This window comes from Micromonospora sp. BS32 (assembly GCF_059089345.1).
Map to the genome: position 1 here is coordinate 119,355 of NZ_JBSSHR010000009.1, position 16,631 is coordinate 135,985.

The window sequence follows — 16,631 nt, forward strand, 5'->3', positions numbered from 1 at the left end:
GGCACCCCGGGTGGCCTGCGCGAGCGCGGCGGGACCGCCGGGATCGGGCCCCGGCTGTAGCATCCTGTTCAACCTTCACCCTCCGGACACATAGACTGCCTGCCGATGGACACACAGGTCGCCGACACGTTGCTGGGCTCGCTCCTCGACGGGCGCTACCGCATTCGCGGGCGCGTCGCCCGTGGCGGCATGGCGACCGTGTACACCGCCACCGACGAGCGCCTGGAGCGCACCGTGGCGGTCAAGATCATTCATCCGTCCCAGGCGCCCGAGGCCCGGTCCCGGCTGGCCGGGTTCGTGGACCGGTTCACCGACGAGGCCAAGACCATCGCCCGGCTGACCCATCCGAACGTGGTGGCGGTCTACGACCAGGGCACCCACGGCGGGCTGCCGTACCTGGTGATGGAGTACGTCCGGGGGCGCACCCTGCGCGACGTGCTGGCCGAGCGGCGCCGGCTCAACCCGGACGAGGCGCTCGCGATCATGGAGCAGATGCTCGCCGCGATCGGCGCCGCCCACCGGGCCGGGCTGGTCCACCGGGACGTCAAGCCGGAGAACGTGCTGGTCGCCGAGGCGCCCACCGGCGGCGCCGCCAACCTGGTCGACAGCGTGGTCAAGGTCGCCGACTTCGGGCTGGCCCGCGCGGTCGAGGCCAGCGCCGAGGACGCCGACGGCAACCAGCTGATGGCCACCGTGGCGTACGTGGCGCCGGAGCTGGTCACCGACGGGCACGCGGACCCGCGCACCGACGTCTACTCGGCCGGCATCGTGCTGTTCGAGATGCTCACCGGCCGGGTCCCGTACGACGGGGACCGGCCGGTGGACGTGGCCTGGCAGCACGTCGACCGGGACGTACCGGCCCCGTCGACCCTGATGCCCGGCCTGCCCCGGGTCCTCGACGAGCTGGTCCGGCGGGCCACCCGGCGCGATCCCGGTGCCCGGCCCACCGACGCCGGTGCCCTGCTGGCCGAGGTGCAGGTGGCCCGGGACGACCTGGGCAACCCGAACACGCACACCGCCACGCTGGGCCGGGTGACGGACCAGGAGTCGGCGGTGTCCCAGCCGACCATGGTCGTCGCCGCCGTACGGCCGGCCGAGCGCCCGGCGTGGGCGCGGCTGCCCGAGGGGCAACCGCAGCGGCCGCACCGGCGCCGGGCCGCCGCGGCCGGCGACCCGAAGGCCCGACTGGCCGAGCTGCGCGACCGGGTGATGGGCACTCCCCGGGGTCGACTCTCGGTGGCCGCCGTCGTGGTGGTGCTCGGCCTGCTCGCCGCTGTGGGCGGCTGGTGGGTCGGGGTGGGCCGCTACACGGTCGCCCCGCAGCTGGTGAGCATGACCAAGGCGCAGGCCCAGGCGCAGGCGGACCGGGGTGGCTTCGCCCTCGCCTACGCCGAGCCCCGCTACGACGAGAAGGTGCCCCGCGACGCGGTCGTCGCGCAGAGCCCGGCCTCGGCGGGCCGGATCCTCAAGGGCGGCACCATCACGCTCACCCTGTCGCTGGGGCCCGAGCGGTTCCCGCTGCCGGACGTGGTCGGCAAGGAGTTCGACCTGGCCGAGGCGGATCTGACCAGCGCGAAGCTGGTGGTGGCCAAGGGCGCCGCCCGCTACGACGACAACCTCCCGGCCGGGGTGGTGGTCGAGACCAACCCGAAGGCGGGGGCCCAGGTCCGGCCGGGCACCCGGGTCACCGTCGTGCTGAGCCGGGGCCGGGCGCCGATCACGGTGCCGAACCTGGTCGGCCGGAACATCAACGAGGCGCGGGCGACGCTGGCGCAGCTCGGGCTGGTGCCGGTGGAGACGTACAAGGACTCGGACAAGCCGAAGGACGAGGTCCTCGGGCAGAGCCCGGCCGACGGCGCCGGGGTCGTGAAGGGCACCCAGGTCAAGCTCGACGTCAGCAAGGGCCCGGCCCAGGTGGTCGTCCCCCGGGTGATCGACCAGCCCTGCCCGCAGGCCCAGCAGCAGTTGCAGGGCATGGGCTTCCCGGTGACCGTGCAGTTCAACCCGAACGGCATCGTCCGGTTCCAGAACCCGGGCGAGAACTCGTCGGTGCCGCCGGGCACCCCGGTCACGATCGGGTGCCTGTGAGCACGGTGGCGACGCGCCGGCCGGTCGGCTCGCACACCCCCACCTCGGGCGGTCTGGCGAAGGCGGCCCTGCCGTACCTGGACGCAGCCGGCTCCCGGGTGGTGCAGGTCTACGTCTCCAACTCGCGGGGCTGGGCGCTGCCGGCCGGCGACCCGACGCAGGACGGCCTCTTCCGCGACGGCTGCGCCGAGCGGCAGGTGCCGATCTTCATCCACGCGTCGCTGCTGGTCAACCTCGGTTCACCCACCGCGGCGACGGTCGAGCGATCCGCGGAGACCCTCGCGCACGGGCTGCGCCGGGGTCGGGCGATCGGGGCCCGCGGGGTGGTCTTCCACGCCGGCAGCGCGGTCGACGCCGGGCACGCCGAGGCCGCCATGCGGCAGGTACGCGAGGCGTTGCTGCCGCTGCTGGACGAGACGCTGGCGGCGGGCGGCCCGATGCTGCTGGTCGAGCCGAGCGCGGGCGGGGGCCGGTCGCTGGCCTCCCGGGTCGAGCACCTGGGCCCGTACCTCGACGCGGTCGACCGGCACCCGGCGCTGGGGGTCTGCTTCGACACCTGCCACGCCTGGGCGGCCGGGCACGACCTGGCCGCCGAGGGCGGCATGACGGCGACCCTGGACACGCTCGTCGCCACGGTCGGGGCGGACCGGCTGCGGCTGGTGCACGCGAACGACTCGAAGGACCTGTGCGGCTCCACCCGGGACCGGCACGAGAACATCGGCAAGGGCAGCATCGGCGAGCCGGCGTTCGCCGAGCTGATGGCCCATCCGGCCACCGCCGGGGTCCCGATCGTGGTGGAGACCCCGACGGAGAAGCACGAGGGTCACGCCACCGACATCGCCACCCTCAACCGCCTCCACCCCTGACCCACCCCCGGCCCCGCCTCGGACCGCCCAGCCCTCGTTGATCAAGAAGTTTGCGTCCGGATTCCGGCTGCGGAGGACGCAAACTTCTTGATCAACTCGCCGAGGGGGGTCAGGTGCGGAGGAGGTGGGTGAGGGTTTCGGCGGCGCGGTTGATGGCGTCGTCGGTCACGTCCAGGTGGGTGACCAGGCGGGCGGTACGCGGGCCGAGCACCGAGATCAGCATGCCCTCGGCACGGGCCGCCGCGGCCAACGCCTTCGCGTCGAGCGGGTGCTTGGTCAGGTCGAGCGGGACGATGTTCGTCCGCACCCCGGTCGCGAGCACCCCGAACGGGGCGACCGCCTCGGCCAGCCGGGCCGCCTTGGCGTGGTCCTCGGCGAGCCGCCCGACGTGGTGGGCGAGGGCGTACCGGCCGGCGGCGGCGAGGACACCGACCTGGCGCATGCCGCCGCCCATCCGCTTGCGGACGAAGCGGGCCCGCGCCACCTTCTCGGCGCTGCCGACCACCAGCGAGCCGACCGGGGCGCCGAGGCCCTTGGAGAGGCAGACCGACAGGGTGTCGAAGAGCCGCCCGTACTCGATCAGCGGCACCCCGTCGGCGACGTGCGCGTGCCAGATCCGGGCGCCGTCGCAGTGCAGGGCGAGGCCGTTGTCGTCGGCGATCCGGCGCAGGTCCCGCAGGGTCGCCAGCGGGATCACCCCACCACCGCCGCGGTTGTGGGTCTGCTCGACCGCGATCGCCCGGGTCGGCACGGCGAAGTAGCCGTCGGGCCGGACCATGCCGGCGACCACGTCCGGGTCGACCTCCGCGCCCACCGCCGGCCAGGTCCGTGAGGAGATGCCGCCGTACGCGGCCGCCGCGCCGATCTCGTAGGTGACGACGTGCGCGTCGGCGTCGCAGAGCAGTTCGTCACCGGGCGGCACGACGAGCTGGAGGGCGATCTGGTTGGCCATCGAGCCGGTCGGGGCGAAGAGCGCCGCCTCGTGCCCGAAGAGGGCGGCGACCTCGGCCTCCAGCGCGGCGACGGTGGGGTCCTCGCCGTAGACGTCGTCGCCGACCTCGGCGGTGGCCATCGCCTCGCGCATCCCGGCGGTGGGCCGGGTCACGGTGTCCGATCGCAGGTCGATGAAGTCAGCCACGGTCATCCTTTCGGCCGCCGACTGCGGGGCTCGCAAGCTCACTCCTCGCGTCAGCCACGGAGCATCTCCGCCACCAGGAAGGCCAGCTCCAGCGACTGCTGGGTGTTCAGTCGCGGGTCGCAGGCGGTTTCGTACCGATCGGGCAGGTCGAGGTCCTCGATGCCCTGGGCGCCACCGAGGCACTCGGTGACGTCCTCGCCGGTCAGCTCGACGTGCAGGCCGCCCGGGTGGGTGTCCAGGCCGCGGTGCACCTCGAAGTAGCCGAGCACCTCGTCGACGATCCGGTCGAAGTGCCGGGTCTTGTAGCCGTTGGAGGACTCGTGGGTGTTGCCGTGCATCGGGTCGCACTGCCAGACCACCTTGGCGCCGGCCGCGGTGACCTTGGCGACGATCGGGGGCAGGGCGTCGCGCACCTTGTGGTTGCCCATCCGACTGATCAGGGTGAGCCGGCCGGGGATGTTCTCGGGGTTGAGCTTCTCGCAGAGCTCGATCGCCTCGTCCGGGGTGGTGGTCGGGCCGAGCTTGACCCCGATCGGGTTGGCGATGCGGGAGATGAAGTCGATGTGCGCGCCGTCGATCTGCCGGGTGCGCTCGCCGATCCAGAGGAAGTGCCCGGAGAGGCCGTACGCCTGCCGGCCGGAGACCCGGGTGAGCGCCCGGTCGTACTCCAGGGCCAGCGCCTCGTGCGAGCAGTAGAGGGTGACCGTCCGCAGGGCCTCCTCCTCGGTCATCCCGCAGGCCCGGATGAAGGCCAGCGCCCGGTCGATCTCCCGGGCGATCGCCTCGTAGCGCTCGCCGGCCGGGGAGTTCTTGACGAAGCCCTTGTTCCAGTCGTGCACCGCGTGCAGGTCGGCCAGGCCACCGCCGAGGTACGCGCGGAGCATGTTCATCGCGGCGGCCGAGTTCGCGTAGGCCCGGATCATGCGCTGCGGGTCGGCGACCCGCGCCTCCGGCGTGGTGTCCAGCCCGTTGATCATGTCGCCGCGGTAGGCCGGCAGGCCGCGCGCGTCGGTCGGCAGCGAGCGGGGCTTGGTGTACTGCCCGGCGACCCGGGCGACCTTGACCACCGGCAGCGAGGCGCCGTAGGTGAGCACGATCGCCATCTGGAGCAGGGTGCGGGCGTTGGCGAGCAGGTGGCTCTCGGTGTTGTCGGCGAACGTCTCCGCGCAGTCGCCGCCCTGGAGCAGGAACGCCTTGCCCTCGCAGACGAGCGCGAGCTTTTGCCGGAGCTGGTCCACCTCGTAGGGCGCGACCACCGACGGAACGGTGTCGAGCACCTTGCAGACCTCGGCGACCGCGGCCGGGTCGGACCACGGCGGGGTCTGCGCCCGGGGCAGGTCCCGCCATCGGTCCAGGCCGAGGGCGGCGTCCTCGGCGGAGTCGACGGTGGGTCGGCTGGTCTGCAGCCCGGGGCTGCTCACGGCGGGGTAGCTCAGCTGATGCCACTCATGGCGCATGGGAGAAAGCGTACGGCGACGGCCGGGGTGGCCAGGCGGCGAGGGTGCGGGTTCCGGAAGGTGGGAGGGTCAGGGGGTGACGGCCGGGGCGGGGGTGTGCCCGCCAGGGGTCTCGGCGGAGATGCACCAGTCGGCCCCGCCCCGGGTGACCGTGAACAGCAGCGCCCGGGAGATCTCCTTCGACCCCACCGAGACGGTGACGGAGGTGCTGACCTCCTGGCCGCGGGGGCCGGTACGCACGTCGGTGATGGCCGCCCTCGGCACGTCGAAGTGGTCGGCGAAGTCGCCGTTGGGGCCGGTGGCCGCCGCGTCGAAGGCCTCGTGCATGGGCGCGCAGAGCTGGCTGCGGCCGGCGTCGACGTCCTTGGCGGACATCGCGTCGAGGTAGGCCTGCACCCGCTCGCGGGACTTGGCGGCGGCCTCCTCGGCGGGGGCCCGGGGGGTCGCCGTGACGCCGCCGGTGTCCTCGTCGTCGCCGCCGATGCCGCAGCCGAGCAGGGTGAGCGGCAGGAGCGCGAGGGCGGTGACGCCGCCGGCCCACCTGCGCTGCGTCGGGCCCATGAGGTCCTCCCCCGGGGGTGCGGTCTCGACAGATGTCGAGCGGCGAGTCTGTCACATCGACGTACTTGCATGGCAGGCCGTCGTACCGGAAACTTTCAGTTAACACTCTTAACTGTTGGGAGGAACGATGGAGCGACGACGACGCCTCGCCCTGACCGTCGGCGCGATCGGGGGCGTCCCCGTGCTGGCCTCGCTGGCACTGATGGGCGCCGCCGGGGCACACGGCTCGATGCAGTCCCCGGTCAGCCGCACGTACGCCTGCCTCCTGGAGGGACCGGAGTCGCCCGACTCGGCCGCCTGCCGCGCGGCGGTCGCGGCCGGCGGCACCCAGGCCCTCTACGACTGGAACGAGATCAACATCGCCGACGCCGCCGGCCGACACCGTCAGCTCATCCCGGACGGGCGCCTGTGCAGCGCCAACCGGGACAAGTACCGCGGCTTCGACCTGGCCCGGGCGGACTGGCCGGCCACCGCGCTGCCCTCCGGCGGCAGTTGGACCTTCGCCTACCGGGCCACCGCGCCGCACCGCGGCACCTTCGAGCTGTACGTCACCCGGGCCGGCTACGACCCCGGCCAGCCGCTGCGCTGGGCGGACCTGGAGCTGTTCCACACCGCCACCGACCCGGCGCTGACCGACGGGGCGTACCGGATGACCGCGCGGCTGCCGCAGCGCACCGGGCGGCACCTGGTCTACTCGATCTGGCAGCGCTCGGACAGCCCGGAGGCCTTCTACACCTGCTCGGACGTGACGTTCGGCGGCACCACCCCGACCACCACCGCGCCCCCGCCGACCACCACGGCGCCGCCGACCACTCCCCCGCCCACCACCCCGCCCCCGAGCAGCACGACGCCGCCGTCCACTCCCCCGCCGTCGGGCACCGCGCCGGCCTGGCAGCCGAACACGGCGTATCCGGTCGGGGCGCTGGTGTCGTACGCCGGCCGCACCTGGCAGTGCCGCCAGGCGCACACCTCGCTCACCGGCTGGGAGCCGTCCAACGTCCCCGCCCTCTGGCTCGCCGTCTGACCCTCCGCCCCACCGGTCGCGCCGGCCCCGGCGCGCCTGCCCGCCGAGGGGAGGCGCGCCGGGGCGGGGGCACGACACGCTGCGCCGGCGGTCCGTCCCGTGCGGCACCCGCCGCCGAGCGGCATCGCGGCGGGCTGGCTAGTCTGCCGTGGACGGCGGACCGACCGTCGGCGAACAGGGGGTGCCGGCCATCCTTCCCGTGTCCTCGGTAGACACCGGCTGGCTGGCACCGGCGGAACGGTTCGACTTCTGGCAGGACCTCGTCGCCCGGCAGTCCGCCGCGGCCCGGATCGACAGCGACCACGCCGCGGACTTCACCGCCTCGGCGCGGGTGGTCGAGCTGGGCATGGTCCGCCTCGGCGTCTGGCAGTACCCGTCGCTACGGATGACCCGAACCTCGGCAATGATCCGGAGCACCGACCCCGAGCTGTACCAGCTCGCCCTGCCGCTCACCGGGCACGGCGGGATGTCCCAGGAGCGACGCGAGGGGCCGCTCGACCCGTCCGGGTTCGCCTTCGTCGACACCGTCCGCCCGCACGGCTCGACGCACCACCCCGGCCCGGCCGGCGGCCCGGTACGCACCCTCACCGCGCTGGTGCCGCATGGCGCGCTGCCGCTGCCCACGCGCCGGGTCGAGGCGCTGCTGGCCGCGGAGATCCCGTCCAGCACCGGGATGGGGCTGCTGCTGGCCCGCTTCCTGCGCCAGGTCGTCGAGGACCCCGGGCAGTACACCCCGGCGGACGCCCCGCACCTGGAGCGGGTGGCCCTGGACCTGATCGCCGGCACTCTGGCCGGACAGCTGGGGCTGACCCCGGAACTGCCCGCCGAGGTACGGGCCACCGGCCTGCGGACCAGGATCGAGGCGTTCGTCCAACGGCACCTCGCCGAGCCCGAGCTGACTCCGGCCGCCGTCGCTGCGGCCCACCACCTGTCGGTGCGCTCGCTGCACCGATTGTTCGAGGGCACCGGCACCACCGCCGCCGCGCTGATCCGCACCCGCCGGCTGGAGCGCTGCTTCCGGGACCTGGCCGATCCCGCCCTGGCCCGGCTGAGCGTGCACGAGGTCGCGGCGCGCTGCGGTTTCCGGGACCGGGCCCACTTCAGCCGGGCGTTCCGGGCCGCGTACGGCCTCTCGCCAAGGGAGCACCGGGACCGGGCCGGCAGGCGCTGACCGGGGCGAGGGGGACGAGCGGGCGGGGAGGGACCGGTGCGTGGTCCCTCCCCGCCGGGTGGGTGGTGCGTCGGCGCTCGGCTCAGCCGAGTCCGCCCTTGATGGCGCCGATCAGCTCGCCGTTGCTCGTGTCACCGGAGAGCTCCCAGAAGAAGGCGCCACCGAGGCCCTGGTTCTTCGCGTACGTCATCTTGCCGCCGATGGTGGACGGGGTGTCGTAGCTCCACCAGTTGCTGCCGCACAGCGCGTACGCGGTGCCGGCGATCGTGCTGGTGGCCGGGCAGGTGTTCTTGAGGACCTTGTAGTCCTCGATGCCCGCCTCGTAGGTGCCCGGCGCCGCACCGGTGGCACTGCCGCCCGGAGCGGCCTGGGTGACCCCGGTCCAGCCCCGGCCGTAGAAGCCGATCCCGAGCAGCAGCTTGCTGGCCGGGACACCCTTGCTCTTGAGCTTCTGGATCGCCGCGTCCGAGTTGAAGCCCTGCTGCGGGATGCCGGTGTACGAGGTGAGCGGGGAGTGCGGGGCGGTGGGGCCCTGCGCGTTGAAGGCCCCGAAGTAGTCGTAGGTCATCGGCATCAGCCAGCTCAGGTACGGCGCGGCGCCGGCGTAGTCGGTGGCGTCGATCTTGCCGCCGCTGCTGCCGTCCGCGGTGATCGCGGCGGTGACCAGGGCGGCGGAGCCGAACTTGGCGCGCAGCGCGCTGACCACGTTCTTGAAGGCGTTCGGGCCGCTGGCGTCGCACTGCAGGCCGCAGGCGTTCGGGTACTCCCAGTCGACGTCGATGCCGTCGAAGACGTCCGCCCAGCGCGGGTCCTCGACCAGGCTGTAGCAGCTGTCGGCGAAGGCGGCCGGGTTCTGTGCGGCCTGGGTGAAGCCGGCCGACCAGGTCCAGCCGCCGAAGGACCAGATCACCTTCAGGTGCGGGTACATCTTCTTGAGCTTGCGCAGCTGGTTGAAGCTGCCGCGCAACGGCTGGTCCCAGGTGTCGGCGACCCCGTCCACGCTCTCCGCGGCGGTGTACGCCTTGTCGTAGTCGGCGTAGCTGTCGCCGATGGCGCAGCGGCCGCCGGTGGTGTTGCCGAAGGCGTACAGGATGTGGGTGAGCTTGGCCGCGGACCCGCTGGTGGCGATGTTCTTGACGTGGTAGTTGCGGCCGTAGACGCCCCACTCGGCGAAGTAGCCGACCACCTTGCGGTCGCCGCTGGGCGGGGGCGCGGTCGGGGAGACCGTCGGGGACGTCGTCGGCGAGGCGGTGGGCGACGGGGTGGGCGAGGTCGTCGGGGACCCGGTCGGCGAGACCGTGGGCGAGGTGGTCGGGGTGCCACCGCCGCACGGCGCGCCGTTGACGGTGCAGTTCAGCGGCCCCTTCCACGGGCCGGTGCCGTTGTAGCCCCAGCTGAAGCTGGCTCCGGGGGCGAGTGGGCCGGCCCAGCTCTTCTTGACCGCCACGTAGTGGTTGCCGCTGCTGGTGACGTCGGCGTCCCAGGCGCTGCTGATGGTGGTGCCCGAGGGCAGGTCGAACTCGATGCGCCAGGTGTCCACGCTGGCGCTGGTGCCGTTGGCGACGGTCACCCGGGTCTCGTGTCCGGTACCCCAGTCCTGGACCTTGGCGAAGGTGGCGGTGACACTGCCGGCGCCGAACGCCGAGGTCACCGGTACCGCCGCGACGGTCACCGCGAGCACGGCGCCGGCCCAGAGGGCGCGGCGGAGCGATCTCTTCATGTGGCGCCTCCCCTAACAGTTAGGAAACTTTCCAGAAGGATGGGGAGACGCTACTCACGCTGTCATCACTTCGTCAAGATGTGCATGTGTCGATTTCTTCAGGGCGCCCCGGCGGGTCGTCCCGGGCGCGTAGCCTCGCGGCATGACCGTCTTCGACATCGAGATCGACGCGCTGGCCGGCGGCCCGGCCGACCTGGCCGCCTACCGCGGCAAGGCGCTGCTGGTGGTGAACGTGGCCTCCCGCTGCGGCCTCACCCCGCAGTACGCCGGCCTCCAGGAGCTGTACACCGACTACGCCGACCGCGGCCTGGTGGTGCTCGGGGTGCCGTGCAACCAGTTCGCCGGGCAGGAGCCGGGCACGGCCGACGAGATCGGCGAGTTCTGCCAGGTGAACTACGGGGTGACCTTCCCGCTGACCGAGAAGGTCGACGTGAACGGCCCAGCCCGGCACCCGCTCTACGCCGAGCTGGTGTCCACCCCGGACGGCGAGGGGCACACCGGCGACGTGCGGTGGAACTTCGAGAAGTTCCTCGTCGCGCCGGACGGCACGGTGGCCGCCCGGTTCGCGCCGACGGTCACCCCGGACTCCGCCGAGCTGCGCGCCGCGATCGAGAAGGTGCTGCCGGCCTGATCCCCGCCCGCCGGGCGAGCGTTCCCGCCCGGCGAGGAACGCCTCGGCGGGTACGACACGGAGGAGCCCGGGGCGGTCACCCGCCCCGGGCCCGCCGTCCGCGGCCGGCCGGCGTCTCGTCGAACGCGCCGCCTGCGCCGTCGAGCGACCCCGAGGCGGACCGGCCGCCCCGGGATCGCCCGGACCGGTCAGCCCGCCGTGGAGCGGAAGACCGGGTAGTAGCCGCCGGACTGGCCGGCCGCCGTCGGGTGGTACGAGATGCCGATGTTGGTGTAGTTCAACGCGTGCAGCCACTTGTCGCCGTAGCTGCACAACTGGTGGCCGACGAAGATCGACCGCACGTCGGCGAAGGTGAACCCGGCCGCGGTGGCCGCGCTGCGGGTGATGTCGTCCACCAGGTTGATGCCCTCGTTGATCTTCGCCCGGGAGGTGGCGCTGAGTCCGACGCAGAGGGTGCCGAGCTGGTAGAAGACCGGGTAGCCGACCACCACCACCCGGGCCGAGGGGGACCGGGTCCGGATGCCGTTGTAGACGGTCGAGAGCAGGCTGGCCAACTGCGCGCGTGCCTTGTCCTCGGCCGCCTGGACGGACGCCACGCACTGCGACTCACCGTAGAGCACGCAGGTGGTCATGATGCTGGAGAAGCCGACGTCGTTGCCGCCCACGGTGATGCTGACCAGCGTGGTGGTGGAGGAGAGCGCGGAGAGCTGGCCGTTGCTGACGTCCACGGTGGTCGCCCCGGAACAGGCGACCGAGCGGTAGGAGGCGGGCTGGACGTTGGTCGCGTACAGCGCCGGGTAGGCACTCGTGCTGCGCTGGCAGGAACCGCTCTCGGTGGTGTAGTTGCCGGCGCCGACGCCGGAGGCGTACGAGTCGCCGAGGGCGACGTACCGGTCGGTGGGGGATGCCTGGGCGGGTGCCGCGAGGCCGAGGGTGGCGCCGAGGGTTGCCGCGAGGCTCACGGCGAGGGTGGCAAGACGGGATCTCCGCACGTCGCACTCCTGGGGGTGGGAAGTGGTGGTGGGAGATAGATATCACTAAATTCTCATTTAGGGAACATCATCGATGGGCGACAGGGGTGGGTAGGGGTTCATCGGCGGGAAACATGCCGAATAACCAAGCGGGACGGTCGGGAATACGGCCCGGGCGGGGCTGGTTGGTGCCGGACATGACAACTGTGGGACTCATCGGCAGCGGCAACATCGGCGGCACCGTGGCCCGACTGGCGGTCGCCGCCGGTCACGACGTGGTGCTCAGCAACTCACGCGGCCCCGAGACGCTCAAGGAACTGGTGGACGAGCTGGGCCCGCGGGCCCGGGCGGCCACGGCGGCCGAAGCGGCGACGGCGGGCGACCTGGTCGTGGTCACCATCCCGCTGCGGGCCTACCGCGAGGTGCCGGTCGCGCCGCTCGCCGGCAAGATCGTCATCGACACGAACAACTACTACCCGGACCGCGACGGCGGCTTCCCGGAGCTGGACGACGAGTCGACCACCACCAGCGAGCTGCTCCAGCGGCACCTGCCGGAGTCGTACGTGGTCAAGGGCTTCAACAACATCTACTTCAAGCACCTGCTCGCCCTTGCCCGCCCGGCCGGCGCCGCGGACCGGACGGCGCTGCCGATCGCCGGGGACGACGCCGGCGCCAGGCGGACCGTCACCGCGTTCCTCGACTCGCTCGGCTACGACGCGGTCGACGCCGGCCCGCTCGCCGAGGGCTGGCGGTTCCAGCGGGACACCACCGCGTACGCCGCCCTCTACTCGGCCGACCCGGCCGACTGGGAGCGGCCGGCTCCGGTCGACGCCGAGAAGCTGCGCGCCGCGCTGGCCGCCGCCCGCCGGTACGCCGACAGCTGACCGCCGACCGGCCGGCCACGACGTCGGCGCGCGTCAGGTGGCGCGGCCGGGCCGCCCGGCCCGGCCGCGTCTGGGCGCTCCCCGGCCGAACCTCGGGTCGACGATGGAGAGTCAGGCCGGGGCGTGCCACTCCGGGGCGAGCACCGACCAGATCTCCAGGTCAGCCCGCCCACCCGGCCCCGGCAGCGCCTCCCGCATGGTGCCGTCGCGGCGCATGCCGAGCCGGCGGGCCACCGCGATGCTGCGCGCGTTGCCGGCGTTCGTGTGCCACTCCACCCGGTGGATCCCGCGCTCCCGCACCGCCCAGTCGATGATCCGGCTGACCGCCCGGGTGACCAGGCCGCGCCCCTCGGCCGCCGGCTCCAGCCAGCAGCCCGCCTCGCAGACCCCGACCTGCACGTTGAGGGAGACGAAGAGCACCCCGCCGACCAGCACACCGTCGTCCCAGATGCCCCAGATGCCGCCGTCGTCGCGGGCCCACCGGTCGGCGTAGCGATCCAGTACCCGCTTGGCACCGTCCAGGTCGGTGGCCACGAAGGACGGTGACACCCAGGGGGAGATGTGCTCGCGGGCCCGGTCGAGGTTGGCGAGGAACTCCTCCGCGTGCCAGGGCGACAGCGGCCGCAGCTCGGCGGTGTCGGTCAGGGGCAGGGCGAACACGGTGATCTCCTCAGCTCGGGACGGTGGCGTCGACGGGCAGACTGAGCCGCAGGGTCGGCCCCGAGGTGGGCAGGAAACCCAGCGAGCGGTACAGCGGTTCGCCCTCCGCCGAGGCGCGCAGGTCCACCTTGCCCACGCCCCGCTCCCGGTACCAGTCGAGCAGCGCCGTCAGGCAGGCCCGGGAGTAGCCCCGCCGACGGTAGCCGGGGTCGGTGACCACGTTGAAGACGTACCCGGTCAGGCCGCTGGGGTTGCCGGGGCCGCCGAGGCGACGGTCGATGGTGCCGGTCGCGCAGGCGGCGAGGACGCCGGACCGGTCCGGGGCGTCGACCACGAGGACGGCCAGCAACTCCTCCGGCTCGACCAGCCGCTGGCGCAGCACCTCCCGGGCCGCCTGCTGCCATGGCCCGGGTGCCGGTTCCGCGCCGTCCACCGAGGCCAGCATCACCCCGCGTAGCCGGACGATCTCCGCCGCGTCCCCGGGCTCGGCCCGACGCACCTTGATCATGTTCGGACCGTACCGGATCGTCGTCCGTCGGGGCAGCCGATATCGGCCGATCGGAAACAGCCGCATGCCCGCTTGCGATCGAGTCCCGTTCACGGGACCCTATGGGGCGGGACCGCACCCGACCTACCCCGGAGACGACATGCCCCAGCTCCGTACCGTGCCGCGCCGACCCGCCGCCGTGGCCGGCGCGCTCCTGCTCGGCGCCGCGTCGAGCACCGCCGCCGCACTCCCGGCCGGGGCCGCCGCCCCGCAGGACGTCGGGTACGTCCGGCTGGCGCACCTCTCCCCCGACACCCCCGCCGTCGACGTCTACCTCGCCCCGCCCGGCGCGGCCGAGCCGCGGGTCTTCCCCGCCGTCGGCTACGGCGTGGTGTCGAAGTACCTGCCGCTGCCGGCCGGCCGCTACGCGGTGGCCATGCGCGAGGCCGGCGCCCCGGCCAGCGAGCCTCCGGTGCTCACCACCGAGGTGGCCGTCACCCCTGGCGCCGCGTACACGGTGGCCGGGGTGGGACGCCACGCCGACCTGGGGCTGCGGGTGCTCACCGACGACCTCAGCGCGCCGGCCGGTGGGCAGGCCAAGGTGCGGGTCGTGCAGGCCTCGGTGCGGGCGCCGGTGGTCGACGTCGCCGCCGCCGGCGGACCGGCGATCGCCGACGCGGTCCGCTTCGCCACCACCACCGACTACCGGGTGGTGGAGCCCGGCCGTTGGCGGCTGCGGCTCGGCGGCGGCAGCGGACCGACCACCGACAGCGAGGTCACCCTCGACGGCGGCCGGGTCTACTCGCTGCTGGTGCTCGACGCCAAGGGCGGCGGCCTCACCACCGAACTGCGCGAGGACGCCCGCGCCGGGGCGGTCGCCCCGAACGGGGGCGTGCCCGCGGGCGCCGGCGGGCTGGCCGGGGAGCGGCGCGGGACGTACCCGATGATCGCCGGCGGCCTGCTCGCGGGCGCCGTGGCGCTCGGCGCGGTGCTGCTGGCACGACGCCGCCGGCGACCGGTCTGGTGACCCACCGGCCCGGCTTCGGCATCCGGCGGCACCGGGACCGCCGGACGCCGGCGGCCGTGCTGGTCGTGGCCGCCGCGGCGCTCGGTGTCGCCGCCGGCACCGGCGTCGGCCTGGCCGACGGATCCGGGCCGCCGCCCGCGGCCAGTTGGCGGCCGGGCTGCGCGGAGGGCTGCCCGGCGACCGCCGGCACGGCCCGCGCCCGGGACACCCCCACCCGGGTACGCGTGGCGCGGATCGGGGTGGACTCCCCGCTGGAGGTGCTGGGCCTCGACGTCGCCGGCGAACTCGTCCCGCCCGCCGCGTTCGACCGGGCCGGCTGGTACGGCGGTGGGCCGGCCCCCGGCGACCCCGGCCCGGCGGTGCTGGCCGGGCACCTGGACTCCCGTCGCGGCCCGGCCGTCTTCGCCCGCCTCGGCGAGCTGCGCCGGGGTGACCGGATCGAGGTCTGGCGCGCCGGGCGGCGGGTGTCGTTCCGGGTCACCGGCACACTGCGCACCCGCAAGGACGCCTTCCCGACCGCCACCGTGTACGGCCCGACCCCCGGCCCGGAACTGCGCCTGATCACTTGCGGCGGTGACTTCGACCGCCGCAGCGGCCACTACCGGGACAACGTGGTGGTCTTCGCGGTCGCCGATCCGCCCGCCGACCCGATCCCCCGTTCCGCCGCCGGCTGAGGCCGGTCAGACCGGGCGACGGCCGGCGAAGCCGCACTCCACCCGGTGGTACCAGCGCACGTCGGAGTCCCCCTCCAGCCAGCACCAGAGCACCTGCCGGCCCGCGCGCTCACCGGGGAAGTCCAGCAGCACCGGGGCGATGCCCTTGACCTGGATGTCGTGACCGTTCAGCTCCTCCAGCACGCCGTGCAACCGGGCCTCGAGGGCCTTGACCTCGGCCCGGCCACCGAGCGCGGAAACGCCCGGGCTGGCCAGGTCGGCGCGGAGTTCGGCCAGGTCGGCGCGGATCCTGATCAGCTCGTCGATCCGGGGTCGCAGGGTCGCCACCAGATAGCGCGCCTGGGCGAGAGTGAACACCGGGCCAGTATGGGCCACCGGCCACGCCGGGGTCGCCCCGCAGCGGTTAGGCGCCGGGTCGGGTGCCCGCCGTCAGTCGGCCTGGGCGGCCAGCTCGCGGGCCCGGTCCCGGGCCGCCTCCAGCGCCGCCAGCATGGCCGCGCGGACACCGTGGTTCTCCAGCTCGCGGATCGCCGAGATGGTGGTGCCGGCGGGCGAGGTGACCGCCTCGCGCAGCTTGACCGGGTGCTCGCCGGAGTCGCGCAGCATCACCGCCGAGCCGATCGCGGTCTGCACGATCAGCTCGTGCGCCACCTGCCGGGGCAGGCCGAGCAGGATGCCGGCGTCGATCATCGCCTCGACCAGCAGGTAGAAGTACGCCGGCCCGGAGCCGGAGAGGGCGGTCACCGCGTCCTGCTGCGACTCGGGCACCCGCAGGGTCGCGCCCAGCGGCTTGAACATCTCCTCGGCCAGCGCCAGGTGCGCCCCGGTGGCGTGCGCGCCGGCCGAGATGGCGCTCATCGCCTCATCGACCAGGGCCGGGGTGTTGGTCATCACCCGCACCACCGGGGTGCCCTCGGGCAACCGGCGGCTGAAGAAGGTGGTGGGCAGGCCGGCGCAGAGCGAGATCACCAGCTTGTCGGCCGGCACCTTGGGGCCGATCTCGTCCAGCAGCGTCGCCGCGTCCTGCGGCTTCACCGAGATCGCGAGCACCGCGGCCTCGTCGACGGCGGTGAGGTTGTCGACCACCCGGACGCCGTACCGGGCGGTCAGCTCCTCGGCGCGGGCGGGCCGCCGGGCGGTGGCGAGCAGCCGCTCCACCGGCCAGCCGGAGCGGAGCAGCCCGGAGAGCATCAGCTCGCCGATCTTGCCGGCCCCGATCACCGCCACCGTGTGCGCACCGGATGCCATGACGCCGTACCCCTCTCGGTCGAG

The 16,631-nt window shown here is 73.9% G+C and carries 17 protein-coding genes; 8 read left to right on the plus strand and 9 right to left on the minus strand.

Going from position 1 to position 16,631, the window contains the following annotated elements:
- Positions 1–105: 105 nt before the first annotated feature.
- Both pknB and AC5RWQ_RS16005 read left to right on the plus strand, forming a co-directional pair.
- On the plus strand, positions 106–2,088 hold the full coding sequence (gene pknB, locus AC5RWQ_RS16000) for a Stk1 family PASTA domain-containing Ser/Thr kinase (protein WP_494283514.1): 1,983 nt from the start codon (positions 106–108) through the stop codon (positions 2,086–2,088).
- Positions 2,089–2,093: 5 nt separating this feature from the next.
- Positions 2,094–2,954, plus strand: a complete 861-nt coding sequence (locus AC5RWQ_RS16005; RefSeq protein WP_494283614.1) for a deoxyribonuclease IV — start codon at positions 2,094–2,096, stop codon at positions 2,952–2,954.
- A gap of 109 nt (positions 2,955–3,063) precedes the next feature.
- Here AC5RWQ_RS16005 and AC5RWQ_RS16010 read toward each other — a convergent pair whose 3' ends face one another.
- From AC5RWQ_RS16010 to AC5RWQ_RS16020, 3 genes are all read right to left on the minus strand, one after another.
- The gene (locus AC5RWQ_RS16010; RefSeq protein WP_494283615.1) at positions 3,064–4,038 is read right to left on the minus strand and encodes a threonine aldolase family protein; all 975 of its coding nucleotides are present in this window, start codon (positions 4,036–4,038) and stop codon (positions 3,064–3,066) included.
- A gap of 104 nt (positions 4,039–4,142) precedes the next feature.
- A complete protein-coding gene (locus tag AC5RWQ_RS16015) occupies positions 4,143–5,549 on the minus strand; it encodes a class II 3-deoxy-7-phosphoheptulonate synthase (protein WP_494283515.1) in 1,407 nt (468 codons plus the stop codon).
- A 69-nt stretch (positions 5,550–5,618) separates the two neighbouring features.
- Positions 5,619–6,110 (minus strand): hypothetical protein, encoded by a 492-nt coding sequence (locus AC5RWQ_RS16020; protein ID WP_494283516.1) that lies wholly within the window; start codon positions 6,108–6,110, stop codon positions 5,619–5,621.
- Positions 6,111–6,237: 127 nt separating this feature from the next.
- Between AC5RWQ_RS16020 and AC5RWQ_RS16025 the strand changes: the two genes are divergently transcribed.
- Both AC5RWQ_RS16025 and AC5RWQ_RS16030 read left to right on the plus strand, forming a co-directional pair.
- Entirely contained in the window at positions 6,238–7,134 is an 897-nt protein-coding gene (locus AC5RWQ_RS16025) for a lytic polysaccharide monooxygenase auxiliary activity family 9 protein (RefSeq protein ID WP_494283517.1), read from the plus strand.
- A 199-nt stretch (positions 7,135–7,333) separates the two neighbouring features.
- Positions 7,334–8,305 carry an AraC-like ligand-binding domain-containing protein gene (locus AC5RWQ_RS16030; RefSeq protein ID WP_494283518.1) on the plus strand — a complete coding sequence of 324 codons (972 nt, stop codon included), beginning with the start codon at positions 7,334–7,336 and terminating at the stop codon, positions 8,303–8,305.
- Between the two features lie 82 nt (positions 8,306–8,387).
- On the opposite strand, the gene AC5RWQ_RS16035 is transcribed toward AC5RWQ_RS16030, so the two are convergent.
- Positions 8,388–10,025, minus strand: coding sequence for a glycosyl hydrolase family 18 protein (locus tag AC5RWQ_RS16035; protein ID WP_494283519.1), 1,638 nt, complete (start codon positions 10,023–10,025; stop codon positions 8,388–8,390).
- A 142-nt stretch (positions 10,026–10,167) separates the two neighbouring features.
- On the opposite strand from AC5RWQ_RS16035, the gene AC5RWQ_RS16040 reads away from it, so the two are divergent.
- Positions 10,168–10,656 (plus strand): glutathione peroxidase, encoded by a 489-nt coding sequence (locus tag AC5RWQ_RS16040; RefSeq protein ID WP_494283520.1) that lies wholly within the window; start codon positions 10,168–10,170, stop codon positions 10,654–10,656.
- Between the two features lie 188 nt (positions 10,657–10,844).
- On the opposite strand, the gene AC5RWQ_RS16045 is transcribed toward AC5RWQ_RS16040, so the two are convergent.
- Positions 10,845–11,648, minus strand: coding sequence for an SGNH/GDSL hydrolase family protein (locus AC5RWQ_RS16045; protein WP_494283521.1), 804 nt, complete (start codon positions 11,646–11,648; stop codon positions 10,845–10,847).
- 176 nt (positions 11,649–11,824) lie between these two features.
- Here AC5RWQ_RS16045 and AC5RWQ_RS16050 point away from each other — a divergent pair, with 176 nt between their 5' ends.
- Positions 11,825–12,511: an NADPH-dependent F420 reductase gene (locus AC5RWQ_RS16050; RefSeq protein WP_494283522.1), complete on the plus strand. Its 687-nt coding sequence runs from the start codon at positions 11,825–11,827 to the stop codon at positions 12,509–12,511.
- A 111-nt stretch (positions 12,512–12,622) separates the two neighbouring features.
- Here AC5RWQ_RS16050 and AC5RWQ_RS16055 read toward each other — a convergent pair whose 3' ends face one another.
- A complete protein-coding gene (locus AC5RWQ_RS16055) occupies positions 12,623–13,171 on the minus strand; it encodes a GNAT family N-acetyltransferase (RefSeq protein WP_494283523.1) in 549 nt (182 codons plus the stop codon).
- A gap of 10 nt (positions 13,172–13,181) precedes the next feature.
- A complete protein-coding gene (locus AC5RWQ_RS16060; protein ID WP_494283524.1) occupies positions 13,182–13,679 on the minus strand; it encodes a GNAT family N-acetyltransferase in 498 nt (165 codons plus the stop codon).
- Between the two features lie 139 nt (positions 13,680–13,818).
- On the opposite strand from AC5RWQ_RS16060, the gene AC5RWQ_RS16065 reads away from it, so the two are divergent.
- Both AC5RWQ_RS16065 and AC5RWQ_RS16070 read left to right on the plus strand, forming a co-directional pair.
- Positions 13,819–14,685, plus strand: a complete 867-nt coding sequence (locus AC5RWQ_RS16065; RefSeq protein ID WP_494283525.1) for a DUF4397 domain-containing protein — start codon at positions 13,819–13,821, stop codon at positions 14,683–14,685.
- Positions 14,682–15,359 carry a class F sortase gene (locus tag AC5RWQ_RS16070; RefSeq protein ID WP_494283526.1) on the plus strand — a complete coding sequence of 226 codons (678 nt, stop codon included), beginning with the start codon at positions 14,682–14,684 and terminating at the stop codon, positions 15,357–15,359. Before AC5RWQ_RS16065 ends, AC5RWQ_RS16070 begins: the two co-directional genes overlap by 4 nt.
- A 6-nt stretch (positions 15,360–15,365) precedes the next feature.
- On the opposite strand, the gene AC5RWQ_RS16075 is transcribed toward AC5RWQ_RS16070, so the two are convergent.
- Positions 15,366–15,716 carry a DUF2203 domain-containing protein gene (locus AC5RWQ_RS16075; protein WP_494283527.1) on the minus strand — a complete coding sequence of 117 codons (351 nt, stop codon included), beginning with the start codon at positions 15,714–15,716 and terminating at the stop codon, positions 15,366–15,368.
- Between the two features lie 72 nt (positions 15,717–15,788).
- Positions 15,789–16,607, minus strand: coding sequence for a pyrroline-5-carboxylate reductase (gene proC, locus AC5RWQ_RS16080; protein ID WP_494283528.1), 819 nt, complete (start codon positions 16,605–16,607; stop codon positions 15,789–15,791).
- Positions 16,608–16,631: the final 24 nt, after the last annotated feature.

Excerpts from the sequence above, each read along its gene's own strand:
- pknB (WP_494283514.1), top strand. The coding sequence starts at position 106 with ATGGACACACAGGTCGCCGACACGTTGCTGGGCTCGCTCCTCGACGGG.
- AC5RWQ_RS16010 (WP_494283615.1), bottom strand. The coding sequence starts at position 4,038 with ATGCGCGAGGCGATGGCCACCGCCGAGGTCGGCGACGACGTCTACGGC.
- AC5RWQ_RS16015 (WP_494283515.1), bottom strand. The coding sequence starts at position 5,549 with ATGCGCCATGAGTGGCATCAGCTGAGCTACCCCGCCGTGAGCAGCCCC.
- AC5RWQ_RS16020 (WP_494283516.1), bottom strand. The coding sequence starts at position 6,110 with ATGGGCCCGACGCAGCGCAGGTGGGCCGGCGGCGTCACCGCCCTCGCG.
- AC5RWQ_RS16025 (WP_494283517.1), top strand. The coding sequence starts at position 6,238 with ATGGAGCGACGACGACGCCTCGCCCTGACCGTCGGCGCGATCGGGGGC.
- AC5RWQ_RS16035 (WP_494283519.1), bottom strand. The coding sequence starts at position 10,025 with ATGAAGAGATCGCTCCGCCGCGCCCTCTGGGCCGGCGCCGTGCTCGCG.
- AC5RWQ_RS16040 (WP_494283520.1), top strand. The coding sequence starts at position 10,168 with ATGACCGTCTTCGACATCGAGATCGACGCGCTGGCCGGCGGCCCGGCC.
- AC5RWQ_RS16050 (WP_494283522.1), top strand. The coding sequence starts at position 11,825 with ATGACAACTGTGGGACTCATCGGCAGCGGCAACATCGGCGGCACCGTG.
- AC5RWQ_RS16060 (WP_494283524.1), bottom strand. The coding sequence starts at position 13,679 with ATGATCAAGGTGCGTCGGGCCGAGCCCGGGGACGCGGCGGAGATCGTC.
- AC5RWQ_RS16065 (WP_494283525.1), top strand. The coding sequence starts at position 13,819 with ATGCCCCAGCTCCGTACCGTGCCGCGCCGACCCGCCGCCGTGGCCGGC.
- proC (WP_494283528.1), bottom strand. The coding sequence starts at position 16,607 with ATGGCATCCGGTGCGCACACGGTGGCGGTGATCGGGGCCGGCAAGATC.